The sequence below is a fragment of the Polaromonas sp. P1_H6 genome (assembly GCF_056405195.1).
In genome coordinates, this window is sequence record NZ_JBFUCN010000024.1 from 21,315 (window position 1) to 41,127 (window position 19,813).

Sequence of the window (19,813 nt, forward strand, 5' to 3'; positions counted from 1 at the left end):
TTGGGCGCTACATCTCGAAAGCTGCTGGCTGCCGGCCGTCTATGTCGGTGAAACCGTATTCGCGCGCCAAGTGGGCCAAGAGGTGGACGCCGCCGCTTTTCGCCATCACGGCTGGGTCGGCCGCGAGCGCGGCCACGGCCCGGCCCAGGTAGCGCGGCGACTCTGTGCGCGCCAGCTCGGGCCGTTCGTGCCAGTGCGTTTCGTCGGTCTGGTGGCCGGTCAATACGAATTCGGTGCGCATCCAGCCTGGTGACACGGCAAGCGAGGTGATGCCGCGCGGACGCAGCTCTTCGGCCATGCCGAAGGCCAGGCGTGTCATGGCGGCCTTGGCCATGTCGTAGAACAGGTTGCCCTTGAGGTAATGGCCGCGGTCCCAGAAGGTGGTGGTGACCAGCAGGCCCTTGCCTTGCCGCAGCATCAGCGGAACCGCCAGGCGGCTGGACAGCAGGTGGTTGCGCAGGCCGCGGTCCATCATGCTGTCCCAGTGCTCCATGCCGCGCTCCCAGAAGGGGGCGTCGAACACGGCGTCGAATGTTTCGTGGCCGCCCCAGGCGTTGTTGACCAGCAGGTCCAGCCGCCCCTGCTCGCCCTGGATGCGCGCGAAGAGGCTCGCGACGTCTTTCTCATCCGTGTGGTCGCAGGGCACCGCGATGCCTTTGCCGCCCATGCGGGTTACCTCGTCGGCCGTGTCATCTATGGTGCCGGGCACGGCCGGCAGGCTGGACAGCGCCAGCAGCTTGCCATAGGACTGGGCGGGGTGGCCGCGTGTGCTGCGCCCCGTGACGTAGACCGTTGCGCCGGCGGCGCCCAGTTCCACCGCGATGGCGCGGCCCGCGCCCCGGCTGGCGCCGGTCACCACCGCCACGCAGTCCTTGAGCCGGGGCGGGTTGTACTTGCTGTCTTGTTCCATGGGTCGCCTTTCCTGTCTGTTGCACTCAGGCAAGAAGATAGCCGCGCGTCAATCCGCTGTCTTGGAAGATTGCGCAATGCCGCGCTGCAGGAACAGGGTGGGTGACAACCCGCACAGCGCGCGAAATTCATTGGCCAGGTGTGCCTGGTCGTAAAAACCGGCGTCCACGGCGACCTCGGCCCAGGCGGGCGCGGCCTGTTGCCGGATCAGGCGCAGGCAGGCGTGCAGCCGCGACAAGCGGGCCCAGGCGCGGAAGGAAAGGCCCACGTGCTCGAAGAACAGCTGCTGCAGGCGGCGCTCACCGATATTGACGGCGGCAGCGGCCTGTCGCAGGGAAAGCCGTCCCTGCGCGCCGGCCAGCAGGCGCGCGGCATGGTGGGCTCTTTGCTGGTGGAGAGATGTGCCCGTCGCAAAGCGGCGCTGCAGCGCCGCCATGAGCAGCGCGGCCCGCGCCGCGTCGTCCGCGGTTTCGGCCATTTGCGCCGCCAGTGTGGCGGCCTGCGCGCCCCAGAGCGCCTGCAAGGGCAAGGCATGGCCCTGGAGTTCGCCGGCCGGCAGGCCCAGCACCGCGGCCGCCGCGCCGGGGTGCAAGGCCACGGACAGGCCTTCCACGCGCCCGCTGAGCCGCAAGACGGTGGGCGACGTCGAGGCCCCGGCTACGCGCACGGAAGGCGCGTTCGACGGGGAATCGGTAAAGTCGAACATCAGGCGCACCGCGCCGTCCGGCAGTACGCGCTCCGTCACGGTTTCGCCCGCGGGCAGCGTCTCGCGGTAGGCGAGGACCTGGGAGACATGGCCGCGCAGCGGCGGGTTCACGGGGAAGGCCCGCAGCGTGGCGGCGGGTACCGTGGTCTCCGGGCCGCAGGTGGTGTCGTCGGCCAGGCGCAGGAACAGTCGTTCTTTCATGGCGTCACCATCCTACCCGCCGGGATTGGCACTGCCGCGCCCGCGCTGAAAGCAGATGCAAAATACCGTGAGCCCGGTGACGGCATGCCGGCCGCCACTTCTTCCTGGAGAGCCTTCGATGACCCATGAATTTTGCGACAACTACCGCCTCCTGGCCCGTTACAACCGCTGGATCAACGAGCGCCTGTACGAAGCCTGCGAGGCGTTGACGGACGAGGCGCGCAAGGAGCAGCGCGGCGCCTTTTTCGGCTCCATCCACCACACGCTGGGCCACGTGGTGCTGGCCGACCAGGTTTGGCTCAGGCGCTTTGCGCAGTGCGGGGCGGACAACGGCATGGCTTTCGCGTCGCTGGGCCCGGACGTGCTGGACATGCCCGAGGCCTACACGCTGGACATGGTGCTGTTTGAGGGCTGGGCGGAGCTGAAGGCGAAACGTGTGCAACTGGACGCCGCGATCGAGAAGTGGACCGCCGACATGCCGGATGCCTATCCGCAACTCACCATGCGTTACGCCAATTCAAAAGGTGTGCCGCGCGAGCATGCGGCCTGGATGGGGATCACGCATTTCTTCAACCACCAGACGCACCACAGGGGGCAGGCCAGCACGCTGGTCACGCAGGCCGGCGGCACGGTGGGGGTGACCGACATGATCGCGCTGGTGTGAGCAGGCCGGGCGCAAGCGCCGCGCATTGAACACACATCGAAGAGCATAAAAAAACCCGCCGGATGGCGGGTTTTGCGAGGCAGGAGCCAGGGCCTTTATTTTTTGGCGGCGCTGGCGGCTGGCTTGGCGGCGTCGGCCTTGGCGTCTTTCTTCTCATCCTTGGCTGCAGGCTTGGCATCCTTGGCTTTTTTGGCATCGGCTTTGGCGGTTTTTTCAGCGTCGGCCTTGGCTTTGGCTTCATCAGCCTTCTTTTTCTTCTCGTCAGCCTTGGCCTTCTTGTCGGCTTCCTTCTTGGCCTTGGCCTCGGCCTTGGGGTCTTTCTTCTCCGCGGCCGCTACGGGAGCCGGTGCGGCGGCGGGAGCTGCGGCGACAGGCGCGGCCGGCTTGGCTTCGGCTTTCTTCTCTTCAGCCTTGGCGGCAGGCTTGTCATCCTTCTTCGCGGCGGCTGCGGGTTTCTCGTCCTTTTTGGCGGCCGGGCTTGCAGCCACGCCCTTGAAGCTGGCGCCGCCCACCGTCAGGCCTTCGGCGGAAAATTTGGCGGCGTTGCCTTCGCCCACGCCCTTGACGCGTTCGATGAAATCGCTCCAGTCCTTGAAGCTGCCCTTCTTGCGCTCGTCCAGGATCTTGCCCGAGATGCCGGGGCCTATGCCCTTGATGCCGTCGAGTTCGGCCGCAGTGGCCTTGTTGACGTCAACCGCGGCGAACGACACGGCCATGTACATGGCGGCGACGAAGGCCAGTATTTTTTTGAACATGAGAAAACTCCTCAAAGATTGGATTGATGTGAAAGCACGTGATCCATCCTTGTGAAGAAGGATGTCTTCTTCATAACGGCCCGTGGGAGACGTCGTTGACGGCCTCCACGGGCTTTCAGGCCAGGAAAACCCTAGTGAGGCACCAAGGGTGCGGCCTCAGCCCGCGGCGGCACTCAGGGCCTGCATGTAAGCCGTCACACCGGTTTGCACGTCGGCGAAGACATGGTCGCAACCGGCCGCGCGCAGGGCGCGCGGGTCGGCCTGGGTGTAGCTCTGGTATTTGCCGACCAGCGCGGGCGGGAAGGCGATGTAGTCGATCAGGCCGCCGCGCACGGCTTCTTCGAGGCTCAGCGCCGCGGCGTTCTGCCCTTTGCGCAGGGTGTTCACGACGGCCAGGGCCACGTCGTTGAAAGGCTGGGCCCGGCCGGTGCCGAGATTGAAGATGCCGGACTTGCCTGGGTTGTCGAAGAACCAGAGGTTCACGGCCACCACGTCGTCGATGAAGATGAAGTCGCGCATCTGGCCGCCGGCGCCGTAGCCGCCGTACTCGCCGAAGAGTTTGACCTTGCCCTCGGCCTGGAACTGGTTGAACTGGTGGAAGGCGACGCTGGCCATGCGGCCCTTGTGCTGCTCGCGCGGGCCGTAGACGTTGAAGTAGCGAAAGCCCGCGACCTGGGTGGCGGCGTTTTCAAAGCGGGCGCCGAGCTCGCGCCGCATGCGCTGGTCGAACAGCAGCTTGGAATAGCCGTAAACGTTGAGCGGTCGCTCGAATTCGGGCGACTCGGTGAACGTGGCGGAGCCGCCGTAGGTGGCGGCCGAGGAAGCGTACAGCAGGCGCGTGCCCTGGTCCTGGCAGGCATGGAACAACTCGCAGGACAGCGTGTAGTTGTTGTCCATCATGTACTTGCCGTCGGCTTCCATGGTGTCGCTGCAGGCGCCTTCATGGAACACGGCCTCGACCTGGCCGTAGGCGCCTTCGGAAAACAGGTCGTAAAAATCGTCGGCATCGACATAGTCGGCGATCTTCAGGTCGGCGAGGTTGCGGAATTTGTCACCATGGGTCAGGTCGTCGACGGCGATGATTTCGTCGACACCCCGGGCATTGAGGCCCTTGATGATGTTGCTGCCGATGAAGCCGGCGGCGCCGGTCACAACTATTTTCATGATGGGTCCTTGGCGAACAGCTCGCCATAGTTGACGGTGGCGGTGCCGAACTTGCCGACCACGATGCCGCCGGCGCGGTTGGCGATCGGCACGGCGTCGCGCAGGCGCATGCCGGTGGCGGTCATGGCGGCCAGCGTGGCGATCACGGTGTCGCCGGCGCCGGTGACGTCGAACACCTCGCGCGCCACGGCGGGAACGTTGAGCTCGCCCTCGGCATCGAACAGGGTCATACCCTCTTCGCTGCGCGTGAGCAGCAGGGCTTCCAGGTTGAGCGCGGCGCGCAGGTTGTGGGCCTTGGCGCGCAGGTCGGCTTCGCTGCTCCAGGCGCCGATCACATGTTCGAGTTCTGCGCGGTTGGGCGTGATGACGCTGGCGTTTTTGTAGCGCGCGTAGTCCGAGCCCTTGGGGTCGACCAGCACCACCTTGCCGGCGGCGCGGGCCTGGGCGATCATCAGCACGATGTGCGCGAGGCCGCCCTTGCCGTAGTCGGAGAAGAGCACCGCGTCGTGTTCGGTGTGCAGCTTTTCAAAGGTGGCGGACTGCGAGGCCAGTACTTCGTTTTCCGGTGTGTTCTCGAAATCCAGGCGTATCAGCTGCTGCTGGCGGCCGATGACACGCAGCTTGACGGTGGTCTTGAGCTGGGCGTCGCGGCCGAAATAGGGCGTGATGCCGGTCTTGGCAACCAGCGCCTCGAGCTGGTGGCTGGCCTCGTCGTCGCCCACCACGCTCAGCAGCGAAGCCTGCGCGCCCAGCGTGACGATGTTGTAGGCCACGTTGGCCGCGGCGCCTATGCGCTCTTCGGTGCGCGTGACGCGCACCACGGGCACCGGCGCTTCGGGCGAGATGCGGTCCACCGCGCCGTACCAGTAGCGGTCCAGCATGGCGTCGCCGACCACGAGAACGCGGGCTTTGGAAATCTTTTCAGGCGTCAATTGCATGCTCATTTATCTTGTCTTTTTCTACAGCTCTTCGATGCGGCGCGTCGGGTAGCTGTCCCAGGCCTGGCAACCGGGGCAGTGCCAGAAATGCTGTGTGGCCTCGAAGCCGCAGGCGGCGCAGCGGTAGCGCATCAGGGGCTTGGTGGCCTGGTCGAGGGCGCGCTGGACCAGGGTGTGGTGCTGCTCGTCCTGCAGCTTTTCGCCGGCGATCCACTTGCCGGCCGCGACCAGCGAAGCCTGGCGCTCCAGGTGCTTCACATACCATTGCCGCGCCGTGGCCGGGTCTTTCTCGAGCTTGACGATGGCCTCGATCACGTCGATGGACGGCATGTTGGCATAACTGGCCTTGAGCAACTCCAGCGCGGTGGCTTCCTGGCCACCGGCCTGCGCGATGTTGGCCAGCAGGCCGGCGGCGAGCGGCAAGCCTTGCGGCGCGGTTTTTTCGAGCTTGAGCAGGGTTTGCAGGGCGTCCTGGTGCCGGCCGAGCTGGTTCTGCAGCTTGGCAAGGTCGATCAGGGGGCGGGCCAGGGCCGGCGCCATGGCGATGGCTTGCTGCAGGGCGCTGAGTGCCTGGGTGGTGTCGCCGGCGGCCACGGAGGCGCCTGCCTGCTCGCACAGGTAGTGCGCCTGGCGGGCGCTGAAGCTGCCGTGGCTGGAGCTGCCGAGGCGGGACGCTATTTCAGTGGCGTTGCCCCAGTCGCGCGAGCGTTCGTAGATCGACAGCAAGGCCAGGCGGGCCTCTTCTTCAAACGGCGTGCCCTCAAGCCTGCGCAGAGCGGCTTCGGCGCGGTCCAGCAGGCCGGCTTTGAGGAAATCGAGCGCCAGGGCATGCTGGGCGCGGTCGCGCTCGGGCTGCGTGAGGTCGCCGCGCGACATGAGGTGTTCGTGCACGCGCACGGCGCGCTCGTACTCGCCGCGGCGGCGGAACAGGTTGCCCAGGGCGAAGTGGAGCTCGGAGGTGTCGGGGTCGTTCTGCACCGCCTCGATGAAGGCGTCAATGGCTTGATCCTGCTGCTCGTTGAGCAGGAAGTTCAGGCCCTTGAAATAAGCCTTGGGTGCCTGGCGGTTTTCGATGCGCAGTTGCCGCAAGTCCAGCCGTGAGGCCAGCCAGCCGAGCGTGAAGGCGATAGGGAACCCGAGCAAGACCCAGGTGAAGTCAAATTCCATGGTGCATCGTGGACGGGTCTTCGCTTACGGTGTGGGGGCCGACGGTAGAGGAGGCGTATCTGCCCGACCGGCGTTTTTTCCACCAGCGCGGCATCATGACAAAAATGCCGAGCGCCAGCCCGCAGGCGAAGGCGGCCAGCACAACCAGCACCAGGGGTGCTTGCCACATGGTGCCAAAAAAGAAATACACCGAAACCGTCTGCTGGTTATTCAGTGCGAAAGCGAAGAGCGTAAAAAAAATGGCTGCTTTAAGCAGCCACATGAGGTATTTCACTTGGTAATCCCCCGGGTGGTCTGGCGATTGTAGCCAGCCCCACCGAGGAGCAACAGGAAGACCTTACTTGGGTTCCGTGACCGCCAGCAATTCCTGGGTGCGGGCATCGACGGCTTCGCGCAATGCCTTCCCGGGTTTGAAGTGCGGCACCCGTTTTTCCGGGATGGCCACGCTCTCGCCGGAACGCGGGTTGCGCCCCATGCGGGGTGGGCGCCGGTTGATGGAGAAGCTGCCGAAACCCCGGATTTCAATGCGGTGGCCGCGCACCAGTGCGTCGCTCATGGCATCAAGAATCGTCTTGACGGCATATTCGGCGTCGCGGTGCGTCAGCTGGCTGAATCGGGCCGCCAGTTCTTCAACAAGGTCGCTTCGGGTCATGGATCAAGTAGCTGCACAGCGATGCGACCCGCCCGGGGGCGCATCACACCGCTGCACGGTTGCCTTACTTTTCGTTGTTGTCCAGCTTGGCGCGCAGCAGGGCACCCAGGCTGGTCGTACCGGCGTTTTCGCGGGAAGACTGCTGGCTCAGGTTGGCCATGGCTTCCTGCTGGTCGGCGTTGTCCTTGGCCTTGACCGACAGCTGGATGTTGCGGGTCTTGCGATCCACATTCACCACGACTGCGGAGACTTCGTCGCCTTCCTTCAGCACGTTGCGTGCGTCTTCGACGCGGTCACGGCTGATCTCGCTGGCGCGCAGGTAGCCGATGATGTCTTCGCCGAGGTCGATCTCAGCGCCCTTGGCGTCAACGGTCTTGACCTTGCCGGTCACGATCGCGCCCTTGTCGTTGATCGACACGAACGTGGTGAACGGATCGGAATCCAGCTGCTTGATGCCCAGGGAGATGCGCTCGCGGTCGACGTCGACTGCCAGCACGATGGCTTCCACTTCCTGGCCCTTTTTGTAGTTGCGAACGGCGGCTTCGCCGGGTTCGTTCCACGAGAGGTCGGACAGGTGCACCAGGCCGTCGATGCCGGCAGCCAGGCCCACGAAGACGCCGAAGTCGGTGATCGACTTGATCGGGCCCTTGACGCGGTCGCCGCGCTTGGTTTCCTGCGCGAACTCTTGCCATGGGTTGGCCTTGCACTGCTTCATGCCCAGGCTGATGCGGCGCTTGTCTTCGTCGATCTCGAGGACCATGACTTCGACTTCGTCGCCCAGGGCCACGAGCTTGCTCGGGGCCACGTTCTTGTTGGTCCAGTCCATTTCGGACACGTGGACCAGGCCTTCGATGCCGGGTTCGAGTTCAACGAACGCGCCGTAGTCGGCGATGTTGGTGATCTTGCCGAACAGGCGCGTGCCTTGCGGGTAGCGGCGGTTCACGCCCATCCATGGGTCGTCGCCCATCTGCTTCAGGCCCAGCGAGACACGGTTCTTTTCGGTGTCGAACTTCAGGATCTTGGCAACAATTTCCTGGCCAGCCGTCACCACTTCGCTTGGGTGACGCACGCGGCGCCATGCCATGTCGGTGATGTGCAGCAGGCCGTCGATGCCGCCGAGGTCAACGAAGGCACCGTATTCGGTGATGTTCTTGACGACGCCCTTGACGGCAGTGCCTTCTTTCAGGGTTTCCATCAGCTTGGCGCGTTCTTCGCCCATGCTGGCTTCGACCACGGCGCGGCGGCTCAGCACCACATTGTTGCGCTTGCGGTCCAGCTTGATGACCTTGAATTCCATGGTCTTGTTCTCGTACGGAGACAAGTCCTTGATGGGGCGGGTGTCGATGAGCGAGCCGGGCAGGAAGGCGCGGATGCCGTTGACGAGGACGGTGAGGCCGCCCTTGACTTTGCCGCTGGTCTGGCCGGTGACGAATTCGCCGGATTCCAGGGCTTTTTCCAGGCTCATCCACGAAGCCAGGCGCTTGGCCTTGTCGCGGGACAGCAGGGTGTCGCCATAGCCGTTTTCGACGGAGTCGATGGCCACGGAGACGAAATCGCCGACCTGGACTTCGAGTTCGCCCTGGTCGTTCTTGAATTCTTCGAGCGGTACATAGGCCTCGGACTTCAGTCCGGCGTTGACGACGACGTGGTTGTGGTCGATGCGAACGACTTCAGCGGTGATGACTTCACCGGTGCGCATTTCGGAGCGCTGGAGCGATTCGTTAAATAGGTCGGCAAAAGATTCAGACATGATTTTCCTAGTCCACACAACAGGGTTCCAATAGCGGGATTGCCATTGTTTTTATAGCTGCTTGCGGCGGTGTTTTGCGGCCAGACGTCTGGTAAGGCCGCGGGTTACGTTGATGAACCTGCTGACCCAAGCGCAGGCTGCGCGTCGGGGGTCAGAAGGGCCGGGTGCCTTGCCACCATTCAATCACCTGGTCCACCGATTTTTCAATCGACAGATAGGAGTTGTCCAGCGGTTTGGCGTCATCAGCGGGTTTCAAAGGAGCGGCTTTTCGCGACGAATCGCGCGCATCGCGTGCCTCCAAATCCTGCTGAATCTCGGCGATTGTAACCGAATTTCCCTTTGAAATCAACTGCTTATGTCGGCGTTCGGCCCTGTGCAAGGCGCTGGCCGTCAGGAAAACCTTGAGCGGGGCGTCGGGGAAGATGACGGTTCCCATGTCCCGGCCGTCGGCGACCAGGCCGGGCAGCTTGCGAAAGCTGTGCTGTAGCTCCAGCAGGGCGGCGCGGACCTCGGGATGAGCCGACACGCGGGAGGCGGCCATGCCGGCGGCTTCGCTGCGAATGGCGTCGGACACGTCCTGCGGCCCAAGGAAGATGCGGTCGCCTCGGAAGTGCACCGGGATGGTGCGCGCCACGCGGGCGACGCCGGGTCCGTCGTCCAGGGATACACCGGCCAGCGCCGCGGCATGGGCGCTCAGGCGATAGAGCGCGCCGGAATCCAGGTAGTGGTAGCCCAGCCGGTGGGCCGCGAGGGCCGCCAGCGTGCCTTTGCCGGATGCGGTCGGGCCGTCAATGCAGATGACGGGAATGTGCGCGGCGCCGGCCTGGGCCACCTCGAACAGGGCTTCGAAGTAGTCGGGGAAGGTCTTGGCCACGCACTTGGGATCCAGGATGCGCACCGGCAACTGCGCCGGGTTGAAGGCCGCGAGCGAAAAGCACATGGCCACGCGGTGGTCGTCGTAGGTATGGACCGCGCCTGTCGTCCACCGGGCGGGCGGGGTGATCTTGAGGTAGTCGGCGCCTTCCTCGACCACGGCGCCGAATTTTTGCAGCTCGCAGGCCATGGCGGCGATGCGGTCGGTTTCCTTGACGCGCCAGCTGGCGATGTTGCGCAAGGTGGTGGTGCCGTCGGCGTACAAGGCCATCACGGCCAGCGTCATGGCGGCGTCGGGGATGTGGTTGCAGTCCAGGTCTATGGCCTTGAGCGGCCAGGCGCCGCGCGAGATGCGCAGCGAATTGGGCGTGCTGGCGACCCGCGCGCCCATCATTTCGGCGGCTTCGACGAAGCGGATGTCGCCCTGGATGGAGGCCGCGCCCACGCCCAGGATTTCGATGCCGGCGTGGCCCGGGGACGCGGCCGCGATGGCGCCCAGCGCGATGAAATAACTGGCCGAAGAGGCGTCGCCCTCGACATGGATCTCGCCCGGCGACTGGTAGCGGCTGCCGGCGGGGATGGTGAAGCGTTCCCAGCCTTCGCGGCGGACGTCTATGCCGAAGCGCTGGAGCAGTTTGAGCGTGATTTCAATATAGGGCCGGGAAATCAGCTCACCGACGACTTCAATGTGGATGTCCTGTTTTGCGACCAGCGGCAGGGCCATCAGCAGGGAGGTCAGGAACTGGCTGGACACGTCGCCGCGCACCCGTATCGGTTCTTGCAGCTGGAGTTGCCCGGGGCGCAGGCGCAGCGGCGGAAAACCTTCGTTGCCGAGGTAGTCGATGGCGCAGCCCAGTTGCCTGAGCGCGTCGACCAGGTCGCCTATGGGCCTCTCGTGCATGCGCGGCACGCCGGAGAGCTCGAACTCCCCGCCCAGCAGGGCCAGGGCCGCCGTCAGGGGGCGCATGGCCGTGCCGGCGTTGCCCATGAACAGCTTGGCCGGAGTCTGGACGGGTTTGCCGCCCAGGCCGCTGATGACGGCGGTGGTGCCGTGCTGCGTGACGCTGCAGCCGAGCTGCCTCAATGCGGCCAGCATCACGGCGGTGTCGTCGGAAGCGAGCAGGTCGTGCACCGTGGTGTCGCCGTGGCTCAGGGCGGCCAGCAGCAGCACGCGGTTGGAAATGCTTTTGGAGCCGGGCAGGCGGACGGTGCCGCCCGCGCTGCTCAGAGGCGGAATGTCCAGGAACTCGGTATCGAACATGGACCGCGGATTATTTGTGCGATTTTTGCGAGGAGATGCGCCAGTTGGCCCGGGTCTCGCTGGCCTGCTCGATCATGGCTTCCAGGGCGTCGCCGCTGCTGCTGGAAATCAGCTGCTCGAGTGACTGCAGGGTCTCCTGGAAAATTTTGGATTGAGCCAGCAGTTCTTCGCGGTTGGCGATCAGGATGTCGCGCCACATTTTCGGGTCGCTGGCGGCGATGCGCGTGAAGTCCCGGAAGCCCGGGCCGGCCAGCGACATGTAGTCCTTGCCGTGCTCCTGCCCGGTGATGCCGTTGATCAGGGCGAACGCGATCAGGTGCGGCAGGTGGCTGACGGCGGCATAGGCCGCGTCATGCGCCTGGGGCGACATCTTGAGGACGTGGCAGCCCAGGGCGGTCCAAACGTCGACGGCTTTCTGGAGCTGGACCGTGAAGGTGCGCTCAATGGGCGTCAGGATGACCTGCTTGCCGGCGTAGAGGTCGACGTCGGCATGCTCGACGCCCGAAACCTCCTTGCCGGTGATCGGGTGGCAGGGCACGAAGGAGCCGACGTTGTCGCGCAGCACGCGCCGTGCCGCATCCACCACGTCGCGCTTGGTCGAGCCGACGTCCATGATCAGCGTATTCGGGCCGACCAGATGGCGGATGGCCTTGAAGGTGGCCTCGGTCGCGGAAACCGGCACGGCCAGCAGCACGATGTCGGCGCCCGAGACCGCCAGAAGCGCCGAGGGCGCCTCGACGTCGATTACGCCCATCTGGCGCGCCCGCTCCGTGGTGGAGGGGGATTTGCTGTAGCCGACGACGCGCTTGACCAGGCCGGCGCGTTTGAGCGCCAGCGCGAAAGAGCCACCCATCAGGCCGCATCCAATGAGACCTAATTGTTCAAACATGTCGTGGCACCAGGAGAGTTGTGAGTCGTTGCATTAATCGCCGATGGGATAGGTTCCGAGGACCTTGTAAAAGGCGCACAGCTGCTGCAGATCGGCCAGCGCGGCTTTGACATGGTCCTGGGACGGGTGACCTTGCAGGTCAATGTAAAAGTAGTATTCCCACTGGCCGGACCGCGCCGGGCGCGATTCAAAACGAGTCATGGAGACGCCGTGGGCCTTCAGCGGCATCAGGATGTCGTGGACGGCGCCGGGGCGATTGGGCACGGAGACGACCAGGCTCACGCAATCTTTGCCGGATGCGGGCGGGGAGGGCAATGTCTGGGGCAGGCAGACCACGGCAAAACGCGTGCGGTTGAAGGCATCGTCCTGGATGGCGTGGGCCGCCGTGTAAAGGCCGAACTGGGTGGCCGCGCGCTCGCCGGCGATGCCGGCCCAGGCCGGGTTGGTGGTGGCCAGCCGCGCGCCTTCGGCGTTGCTGGAGGCCGTGCGGCGGTCCACGTTGGGCAGGTGTGTCGTCAGCCAGCCCTGGCATTGGGCCAGCGCCTGGGGGTGGGCATAGACGGCTTCTATGCCGTCCAGGGATTCCGAAAGCCGCAGCAAGTTGTGGCGCACCATCAGGCTGACTTCGCCGACGATGTGCAGGGGAGAGTTCAGGAACAGGTCGAGCGAGCGCGACACCACGCCTTCGGTGGAGTTTTCCACCGGCACGACACCATAGCTGGCACTGCCGGCCGCGGTGGCGCGAAAAACCTCGTCGATGCTGACGCAGGGCACGTGCTCGATGCTGGCGCCGAAAAATTGCAGCGCCGCCTGCTCGCTGAAGGTACCGGCGGGGCCCAGGTAGGCGACGCGCACCGGAGATTCCAGGGCCAGGCAGGCCGACATGATTTCGCGCCAGACGGCGGCGACGTGCTCGTTCTTGAGAGGGCCCTGGTTGGCCTTCTGGATCTGCTCAATCACCTGGGCGACCCGGTCGGGGCGGAAGAAAGGTGTGCCTTCGCGTTTCTTGACCTCGCCCACCTGCTCGGCGACCTGGGCACGGCGGTTCAGCAGGGCAAGCAGTTCCCTGTCCAGGGCGTCGATCTGGACGCGTAAATCAGCGAGGTTGGCAGTCATATCAGGGGCCGTCCGGCCGCGCCAGGTGCACTGAACGCCCCTCAGGGGCAGTGAACGCGGCGGGCATGGGGGTATTTCATCCTAGGCGTGTTTTTGTTCGAATTCTCGCATGTACGCCACCAACGCCTCCACACCGGCGAGCGGCATGGCGTTGTAGATGCTGGCGCGCATGCCGCCTACCGACTTGTGGCCCTTGAGCTGCAACAGGCCGCCGGCCTTGGCGCCGGCCAGGAAAACGTCGTTGCGCGACTCGTCGCGCAGGAAAAAAGGCACGTTCATGCGCGAGCGGCAATCCTTGCCGACCTTGTTCATATAGAACTGCGAACCGTCGATCGCGTCGTAAAGCAGTTGCGCCTTGGCAAGGTTGCGTTTTTCCATGGCCGCGATGCCGCTGGCCGAGCCCTCTTTCTGGCGCTTGAGCCACTGAAAGGTCAGACCTGCGATATAGATGGCGTAGGTGGGCGGCGTGTTGTACATCGACTGGTTGTCCGCGACCGTCTTGTAGTCGAAAGCGCTGGGGCAGGCCGGCAAGGCGTGGCCGAGCAGGTCCTCACGGATGACCACCAGTGTCACGCCGGCGGGGCCGAGGTTTTTTTGCGCGCCGCCGAACGCCAGGCCAACGCGGGACCAGTCGACGGGCCGGGAGGCCACGTGGGACGAGAAGTCAATCACCAGGGGCGCGTCGCTCCCCAGGGCTTTGAGGTCCGGCAGGCTCTGGAATTCCACGCCGTTAATGGTTTCGTTGGTGCACAGGTGCACGTAGGCCGCATCCGGCCGGAGCTTCCAGCCCGAAGCCGGAGGTAGCAGTGTGTGCCCGTTGTCCGCATTGCTGGCGGCGACCTGCACGTCGCAGTACTTGCGTGCTTCTTTTTGCGACTTGTCGCTCCAGCTGCCGGTCACCACAAAATCGGCGGAGCGCCCGCGCGAAAGGTTCAAGGGGACGATGGCGTTCTCGGCCAGGCCGCCGCCCTGCATGAACAGGATCTTGAAATGTGCCGGAACGGCCATGAGTTCGCGGAAATCGGCTTCAGCGGCCTCATAGATGGAGATGAATTCCTTGCCGCGATGGCTCATCTCCATCACGCTCATGCCGCTGCCCCGCCAGTCCAGCATTTCGCCCGCCGCCTGCTGCAAGACCTCCTCGGGGAGGTTGGCCGGGCCGGCGGAAAAATTGAAGGGACGGGTCATTTCTTCGCGGGTGGCTTGGCTGCTCCGGGGGCAGGGCCGGTACCGACGATCTTCACCGCGGTTTCGTCGAACTGCTTGATGCGCGCCACCACGTCGGTGCGCGAGGCCTCGACCAGTTTTTGCACGAAAACATTGCCGAGTTCAGGCGCGGTGGCCTGGTATTTTTTGATGGCGGGAGATTCAAAGAAGGCGGCGATTTGCTGCAATTCTTCCAGGGTGAAGCGCTCCGCGTAGGCGGGGACCAGCGACTCGGTGCTGACCTTGCCGACCTGCTTGCCGATCAGCTGGCTGGCATCGTCGGCGTACTTCTTGAGCTCGGCGTTGAGGTCTTCCGAGGCTTTTTTCTGCTTGGCCTTGGGGACGTTGGCTTCCAGCTGGGGGCCCCATTTCATGATCAGCTCCTGGGCCGTGCTGCCGGCCAGTTGGCCGACCAGACGGTCGAGCTCGGGGCCTTGCTGCAGGGCAACCACTTTTTTGGCCAGTTCGGTTTTGGGATCGGTCTGGGCGTGGACGGCGGCGCCGCAGGTCATGCCGACGATCGCGAGGGTGGTGATCAGTTTCTTCATCAATTGCTTTCCGTGTTGGAGGCGTCTGTGCCGGTGTCGTTTTCGGTGTCGATATCGTCCAGCGTGGCATCGTTTTCGACGATGCGCTGCAGGCCGCTTAATTGTGAGCCCTCATCCAGGCCGATCAGAGTAACACCCTGTGTAGCCCTGCCCATCTCACGGATTTCGCTGACGCGCGTGCGCACCAGCACGCCCTTGTCGGTGATCAGCATGATCTCGTCGTCGACGTGGACCAGCGTGGCGGCCACAACCTTGCCGTTGCGCTCGCTCTGCTGGATGGCGATCATGCCTTTGGTGCCGCGGCCGTGGCGCGTGTACTCGGTGATGGAGGTGCGTTTGCCGAAGCCGTTCTGGGTGGCTGTCAGCACGCTTTGCTGCTCGTCCTCGGCTACCAGCATGGCGATCACGCCCTGGCCGTCTTCGAGCATCATGCCGCGCACGCCGCGCGCGTTGCGGCCCATGGGGCGCACATCGTTCTCATCGAAACGCACGGCCTTGCCGCCGTCGCTGAACAGCATCACGTCGTGTTTGCCGTCGGTCAGCGACGCGCCTATCAGGTAGTCGCCCGCATCCAAGTCCACGGCGATGATGCCGGCCTTGCGCGGGTTGCTGAACTCGTTGAGGGCGGTCTTCTTCACGGTGCCCATGGAGGTGGCCATGAAGACGTACTGGTCGGCCGGGAAGCTGCGCTTTTCACCTGTCAGCGGCAGGACCACGGTGATTTTTTCGCCTTCCTGCAGCGGGAACATGTTCACGATCGGCCGGCCACGGGAGCCACGCGACCCTGCCGGAACCTCCCAGACCTTGAGCCAGTAGAGCCGGCCGCGGTTGGAGAAGCACAGGATGTAGTCGTGCGTGTTGGCGATAAACAGCTGGTCGACCCAGTCGTCGTCCTTGGTGGCGGTGGCCTGCTTGCCGCGGCCGCCGCGTTTTTGCGCCCGGTATTCCGACAGCGGCTGGCTCTTGATGTAGCCGGTGTGCGAGAGCGTCACCACCATGTCGGTGGGGGTGATCAGGTCTTCGGTGCTGAGGTCGAAGGAACTGTGCTCTATGTGGCTGCGCCGCGCGCCCAGCTTGGTCTGGCCGAACTCCAGCTTGATCGCGGAGAGCTCTTCTCCAATGATGATGGACACGCGCTCGGGTTTGGCCAGGATGTCGAGCAGGTCGTCGATCTCGGCCATGACTTCCTTGTACTCGGCCACGATCTTGTCCTGCTCCAGGCCGGTGAGGCGCTGCAGGCGCATCTGCAGGATTTCCTGGGCCTGGGTTTCCGACAGCCGGTACAGGCCGTCGTTGCCCATGCCGAACTCCTTCTCGAGGCCGTCGGGGCGGTAGTCGTCGGCGTTGACGATGCCGCCGTCGGCGCGCGTGCGGGTGAGCATTTCGCGCACCAGACTGCTGTCCCAGGGGCGCAGCATCAGTTCGGCCTTGGCCACAGGCGGCGTGGGCGCGTTGCGGATGATGGCGATGAAGTCGTCGATGTTGGCCAGGGCGACTGCCAGGCCTTCCAGCACGTGGCCGCGTTCGCGCGCCTTGCGCAGCGTGAACACCGTGCGGCGCGTCACCACTTCGCGGCGGTGCGAGAGGAAGACCTGGACCAGGTCTTTCAGATTGCACAGCTTGGGCTGGCCGTTGACCAGCGCCACCATGTTGATGCCGAAGGTGTCCTGCAGTTGGGTCTGCTTGTACAGGTTGTTCAGCACCACTTCGGGCACCTCACCGCGCTTGAGCTCGATGACCAGGCGCATGCCGGATTTGTCGCTCTCGTCCTGGATGTGGCTGATGCCTTCGATTTTTTTCTCGTGCACCAGCTCGGCCATGCGCTCCTGCAGCGTCTTTTTGTTGACCTGATAGGGCAGCTCGTCGACGATGATGGACTGGCGCTGGCCCTTGTCGATGTCCTCGAAGTGGCACTTGGCGCGCATCACCACCTTGCCGCGGCCGGTGCGGTAGCCGTCCTTGACGCCGTTGATGCCGTAAATAATGCCGCCGGTGGGGAAGTCCGGCGCCGGCACAATTTCCATCAACTCATCGATGGTGGCCTCCGGGTTCTTCAGCATGTGCAGGCAGGCGTCGACCACTTCGTTGAGGTTGTGGGGCGGGATGTTGGTCGCCATGCCCACCGCGATGCCGCCGGATCCGTTGACCAGCAGGTTGGGCAGCCGGGTCGGCATGACCAGGGGCTCCTGTTCACTGCCGTCATAGTTGGGGCCGAAATCGACGGTTTCCTTGTCCAGGTCGGCCAGCAGTTCGTGGGCGATTTTCGACAGGCGGATTTCCGTATACCGCATGGCGGCCGCGTTGTCACCATCCACGGAGCCGAAATTACCCTGGCCGTCAACCAGCAGGTGGCGCAGGGAAAAGTCCTGGGCCATGCGCACGATGGTGTCGTAGACCGACTGGTCGCCGTGCGGGTGGTACTTGCCGATCACGTCGCCGACGATACGGGCCGACTTCTTGTAAGGGCGATTCCAGTCGTTGTTCAGCTCGTGCATCGCGTACAGCACGCGCCTGTGCACGGGCTTGAGGCCGTCCCTGGCATCGGGGAGGGCCCGGCCCACGATCACGCTCATGGCGTAATCGAGATAGCTGCGCCGCATTTCCTCTTCAAGACTGATGGGCAGGGTTTCTTTAGCGAACTGGGTCATGAGCGGCCTGGTTGGGATTTCGAGATTCTTGAGGAAAGCCAGCGATTTTAAGGCTTGAGTTTAAAGCGCCTACCTGTGGCGGGACAGCAACAAATGCTCAAGAATCTTATGTCTGTGTCAGACGAAGCCGATAGCGTGCTTGAAGGTTGAGACAGGTGTGGCACAATCGATGTAACGCTTTGAGTGATGGTCACTCACGGCGTGTAAATTACTAATCGCAGCAAGTCTGCGGCTTTTCTCTAGAGGAGAACCATGAAGAAACTCAACAAAGTGGCAATGTTGTTTGCTTCCGCAGCGCTTGTTACCGCCGCTGGTGCACAAACGATCGACAACTGGAAAAACGGCAACGGCGAGCTGGTCTGGAAAAACGGAACCAACGAACTGTGCTGGCGTGATGCCAACTGGACGCCTGCTACCGCAGCGCCTGGTTGCGATGGCGCAATTGCCCCTGCGATGGCTCCTGCTGCTCCTCCGGTTGCTGGTCAGCCTGCGCAGCCCGCTGCTACTCCTACTCCCCCTCCTCCTGCCGCAACGAAGGTTACCTACGCTGCTGACGCTTTCTTTGACTTCAACAAGTCTGTGATCAAGCCAGAAGGCAAAGCCAAGCTGGATGACCTGGTCGGCAAGATCAAGGACATCAACCTGGAAGTCATCATCGCCGTGGGTCACACCGACTCCGTCGGCAGCGATGCTTACAACCAGAAGCTGTCGGTTCGCCGTTCGGAAGCCGTCAAGGCATACCTCGTGTCCAAGGGCATCGAGAAAAACCGCGTCTACACTGAAGGCAAGGGCGAGAAACAGCCAGTTGCTGACAACAAGACCGCCGAAGGCCGCGCCAAGAACCGCCGCGTCGAAATCGAAGTGGTTGGTACCCGCGCCAACAAGTAATCCTTCGGGATCGCTTCAAAAACCGCGCTCAGGCGCGGTTTTTTTATGCCTCAACGATAATGCCTCATGTCTACAAGCGATAACTTTGACCCCGCCGAACTGGCCAAATTCTCCGATCTCGCCCATCGTTGGTGGGACACCGAAAGCGAGTTTCGCCCCCTGCACCAAATCAACCCGCTACGCCTCGGCTGGATTGACAGCCAAGTCCCGCTCAAGGGCCTGCGCGTGCTGGACGTGGGCTGCGGCGGCGGCATTCTGGCCGATTCCATGGCCCGCAAAGGCGCGGAAGTTCTGGGCATAGACCTGGCAACCAAAGCGCTGAAAGTCGCTCAGCTCCATGCGCTGGAAGCCCAGACCGAGGGCGTGCAATACCGGGAAATCAGCGCTGAAGCGCTGGCGGCCGAGCAACCCGGCAGTTTTGACGTCGTCACCTGCATGGAAATGCTGGAGCACGTGCCCGACCCCTCGTCCATCGTCAAGGCTTGCGCGGCTCTGGTCAAACCCGGCGGATATGTGTTTTTCTCCACTATCAACCGCAATGCCAAAGCCTTTCTGTTTGCCATCGTGGGCGCGGAATACGTGCTGAACATGCTGCCACGCGGCACCCACGAGTATGCCAAGTTGGTCAAACCCAGCGAACTGGCCGGCTACTGCCGTGCGTCGGGACTCTCGCTGCAACAGACCCGCGGCATGGAGTACAACCCATTGACGCGCCACTACTGGCTCAGCGCCGACACCAGCGTCAATTACCTGCTGGCCACCCGGAAAAGCTGAAATCCCGGTTGTCCCCCTCAAAATTCACTATCCCGACATGTTCAAAGACATCGCTGCCGTGCTGTTCGACCTGGACGGCACCCTGATAGATAGCGCGCCCGACTTGGGCGCCGCGGCCGACAAGATGCGCACCGACAGGGGGCTCGAGTCGCTACCCCTGGCGCTTTACCGACCCATGGCGGGCGCGGGTGCGCGCGGCATGATTGGCGTGGCCTTCGGCCTGACGCCGGACGATGCCCGTTTTGCCGATCTCAGGGAAGAGTTCTTCCGCAATTACGAATCCCGCATGACCGAGCACACCACGGTATTTGACGGCGTGGCCGAATTGATCGCCGACATCGACCGGGCTGGCTTCCACTGGGGCGTGGTGACCAACAAATCAGCCCGTTTTACCGTCCCGCTGACCAAGGCGATGCCGCTCTTCAACACCGCCCGGACCATCGTCAGCGGCGACACTACCCCGCATGCCAAGCCGCATCCGGCGCCCTTGCTGGAGGCGGCCCGCCAGCTGGAGGTCGCCCCCGAACGCTGTATTTACGTCGGTGACGACGAGCGCGATATCGTGGCCGGCCGGGCTGCCGGCATGCCCACAGTGGCAGCCGCTTACGGTTACCTGGGTAAAACTGCTGACACCGGAGGCTGGAAAGCCGACGCGACCATCGCCGTGCCCGGCGCGCTCTTGAATTTGCTGCGAATGGCGTAAA

Annotated in this window: 19 protein-coding genes; 4 read left to right on the forward strand and 15 right to left on the reverse strand. The window is 63.9% G+C overall.

Going from position 1 to position 19,813, the window contains the following annotated elements; translation table 11 throughout:
• Window positions 1-7: 7 nt before the first annotated feature.
• Window positions 8-910 carry an SDR family oxidoreductase gene (locus tag AC1D1F_RS19305; protein WP_477677105.1) on the reverse strand — a complete coding sequence of 301 codons (903 nt, stop codon included), beginning with the start codon at window positions 908-910 and terminating at the stop codon, window positions 8-10.
• 48 nt (window positions 911-958) lie between these two features.
• A complete protein-coding gene (locus tag AC1D1F_RS19310) occupies window positions 959-1,816 on the reverse strand; it encodes an AraC family transcriptional regulator (protein WP_477677106.1) in 858 nt (285 codons plus the stop codon).
• 118 nt (window positions 1,817-1,934) lie between these two features.
• Between AC1D1F_RS19310 and AC1D1F_RS19315 the strand changes: the two genes are divergently transcribed.
• The gene (locus AC1D1F_RS19315) at window positions 1,935-2,480 is read left to right on the forward strand and encodes a DinB family protein (RefSeq protein WP_477677107.1); all 546 of its coding nucleotides are present in this window, start codon (window positions 1,935-1,937) and stop codon (window positions 2,478-2,480) included.
• A gap of 95 nt (window positions 2,481-2,575) precedes the next feature.
• On the opposite strand, the gene AC1D1F_RS19320 is transcribed toward AC1D1F_RS19315, so the two are convergent.
• The 13 genes from AC1D1F_RS19320 to gyrA form a co-directional block, all read right to left on the reverse strand.
• Window positions 2,576-3,235: a ComEA family DNA-binding protein gene (locus AC1D1F_RS19320; RefSeq protein ID WP_477677108.1), complete on the reverse strand. Its 660-nt coding sequence runs from the start codon at window positions 3,233-3,235 to the stop codon at window positions 2,576-2,578.
• A gap of 156 nt (window positions 3,236-3,391) precedes the next feature.
• A complete protein-coding gene (rfaD, locus tag AC1D1F_RS19325) occupies window positions 3,392-4,399 on the reverse strand; it encodes an ADP-glyceromanno-heptose 6-epimerase (RefSeq protein WP_477700802.1) in 1,008 nt (335 codons plus the stop codon).
• A complete protein-coding gene (gene rfaE1, locus AC1D1F_RS19330) occupies window positions 4,396-5,337 on the reverse strand; it encodes a D-glycero-beta-D-manno-heptose-7-phosphate kinase (RefSeq protein ID WP_477677113.1) in 942 nt (313 codons plus the stop codon). The genes rfaD and rfaE1 overlap by 4 nt, the downstream gene beginning before the upstream one ends.
• Before the next feature lie 21 nt (window positions 5,338-5,358).
• Complete coding sequence (gene lapB / locus AC1D1F_RS19335) at window positions 5,359-6,504, reverse strand: lipopolysaccharide assembly protein LapB (RefSeq protein WP_477677110.1); 1,146 nt, start codon at window positions 6,502-6,504, stop codon at window positions 5,359-5,361.
• Window positions 6,494-6,778 carry a LapA family protein gene (locus tag AC1D1F_RS19340; RefSeq protein ID WP_477677111.1) on the reverse strand — a complete coding sequence of 95 codons (285 nt, stop codon included), beginning with the start codon at window positions 6,776-6,778 and terminating at the stop codon, window positions 6,494-6,496. The genes lapB and AC1D1F_RS19340 overlap by 11 nt, the downstream gene beginning before the upstream one ends.
• A gap of 63 nt (window positions 6,779-6,841) precedes the next feature.
• Window positions 6,842-7,156, reverse strand: coding sequence for an integration host factor subunit beta (locus tag AC1D1F_RS19345; protein ID WP_007869491.1), 315 nt, complete (start codon window positions 7,154-7,156; stop codon window positions 6,842-6,844).
• A 64-nt stretch (window positions 7,157-7,220) separates the two neighbouring features.
• The gene (gene rpsA, locus AC1D1F_RS19350; RefSeq protein WP_007869489.1) at window positions 7,221-8,906 is read right to left on the reverse strand and encodes a 30S ribosomal protein S1; all 1,686 of its coding nucleotides are present in this window, start codon (window positions 8,904-8,906) and stop codon (window positions 7,221-7,223) included.
• Between the two features lie 151 nt (window positions 8,907-9,057).
• Window positions 9,058-11,040 (reverse strand): bifunctional 3-phosphoshikimate 1-carboxyvinyltransferase/cytidylate kinase, encoded by a 1,983-nt coding sequence (locus AC1D1F_RS19355; protein ID WP_477700803.1) that lies wholly within the window; start codon window positions 11,038-11,040, stop codon window positions 9,058-9,060.
• Between the two features lie 10 nt (window positions 11,041-11,050).
• On the reverse strand, window positions 11,051-11,929 hold the full coding sequence (locus AC1D1F_RS19360) for a prephenate dehydrogenase (protein WP_477700804.1): 879 nt from the start codon (window positions 11,927-11,929) through the stop codon (window positions 11,051-11,053).
• Window positions 11,930-11,962: 33 nt separating this feature from the next.
• Window positions 11,963-13,045 (reverse strand): prephenate dehydratase, encoded by a 1,083-nt coding sequence (gene pheA / locus AC1D1F_RS19365; protein ID WP_477678149.1) that lies wholly within the window; start codon window positions 13,043-13,045, stop codon window positions 11,963-11,965.
• A gap of 81 nt (window positions 13,046-13,126) precedes the next feature.
• Complete coding sequence (gene serC, locus AC1D1F_RS19370; RefSeq protein WP_477678150.1) at window positions 13,127-14,233, reverse strand: 3-phosphoserine/phosphohydroxythreonine transaminase; 1,107 nt, start codon at window positions 14,231-14,233, stop codon at window positions 13,127-13,129.
• A complete protein-coding gene (locus tag AC1D1F_RS19375) occupies window positions 14,230-14,799 on the reverse strand; it encodes a DUF2059 domain-containing protein (RefSeq protein ID WP_477697285.1) in 570 nt (189 codons plus the stop codon). The genes serC and AC1D1F_RS19375 overlap by 4 nt, the downstream gene beginning before the upstream one ends.
• Entirely contained in the window at window positions 14,799-17,447 is a 2,649-nt protein-coding gene (gyrA, locus tag AC1D1F_RS19380) for a DNA gyrase subunit A (protein ID WP_477700805.1), read from the reverse strand. The genes AC1D1F_RS19375 and gyrA overlap by 1 nt, the downstream gene beginning before the upstream one ends.
• A 252-nt stretch (window positions 17,448-17,699) precedes the next feature.
• Here gyrA and ompA point away from each other — a divergent pair, with 252 nt between their 5' ends.
• From ompA to gph, 3 genes are all read left to right on the forward strand, one after another.
• Window positions 17,700-18,335: an outer membrane protein OmpA gene (ompA, locus tag AC1D1F_RS19385; RefSeq protein WP_477697283.1), complete on the forward strand. Its 636-nt coding sequence runs from the start codon at window positions 17,700-17,702 to the stop codon at window positions 18,333-18,335.
• A gap of 66 nt (window positions 18,336-18,401) precedes the next feature.
• Complete coding sequence (gene ubiG / locus AC1D1F_RS19390; protein ID WP_477653595.1) at window positions 18,402-19,109, forward strand: bifunctional 2-polyprenyl-6-hydroxyphenol methylase/3-demethylubiquinol 3-O-methyltransferase UbiG; 708 nt, start codon at window positions 18,402-18,404, stop codon at window positions 19,107-19,109.
• Between the two features lie 37 nt (window positions 19,110-19,146).
• Window positions 19,147-19,812 carry a phosphoglycolate phosphatase gene (gene gph / locus AC1D1F_RS19395; RefSeq protein WP_477676888.1) on the forward strand — a complete coding sequence of 222 codons (666 nt, stop codon included), beginning with the start codon at window positions 19,147-19,149 and terminating at the stop codon, window positions 19,810-19,812.
• The last annotated feature ends 1 nt before the right edge of the window (window position 19,813 follow it).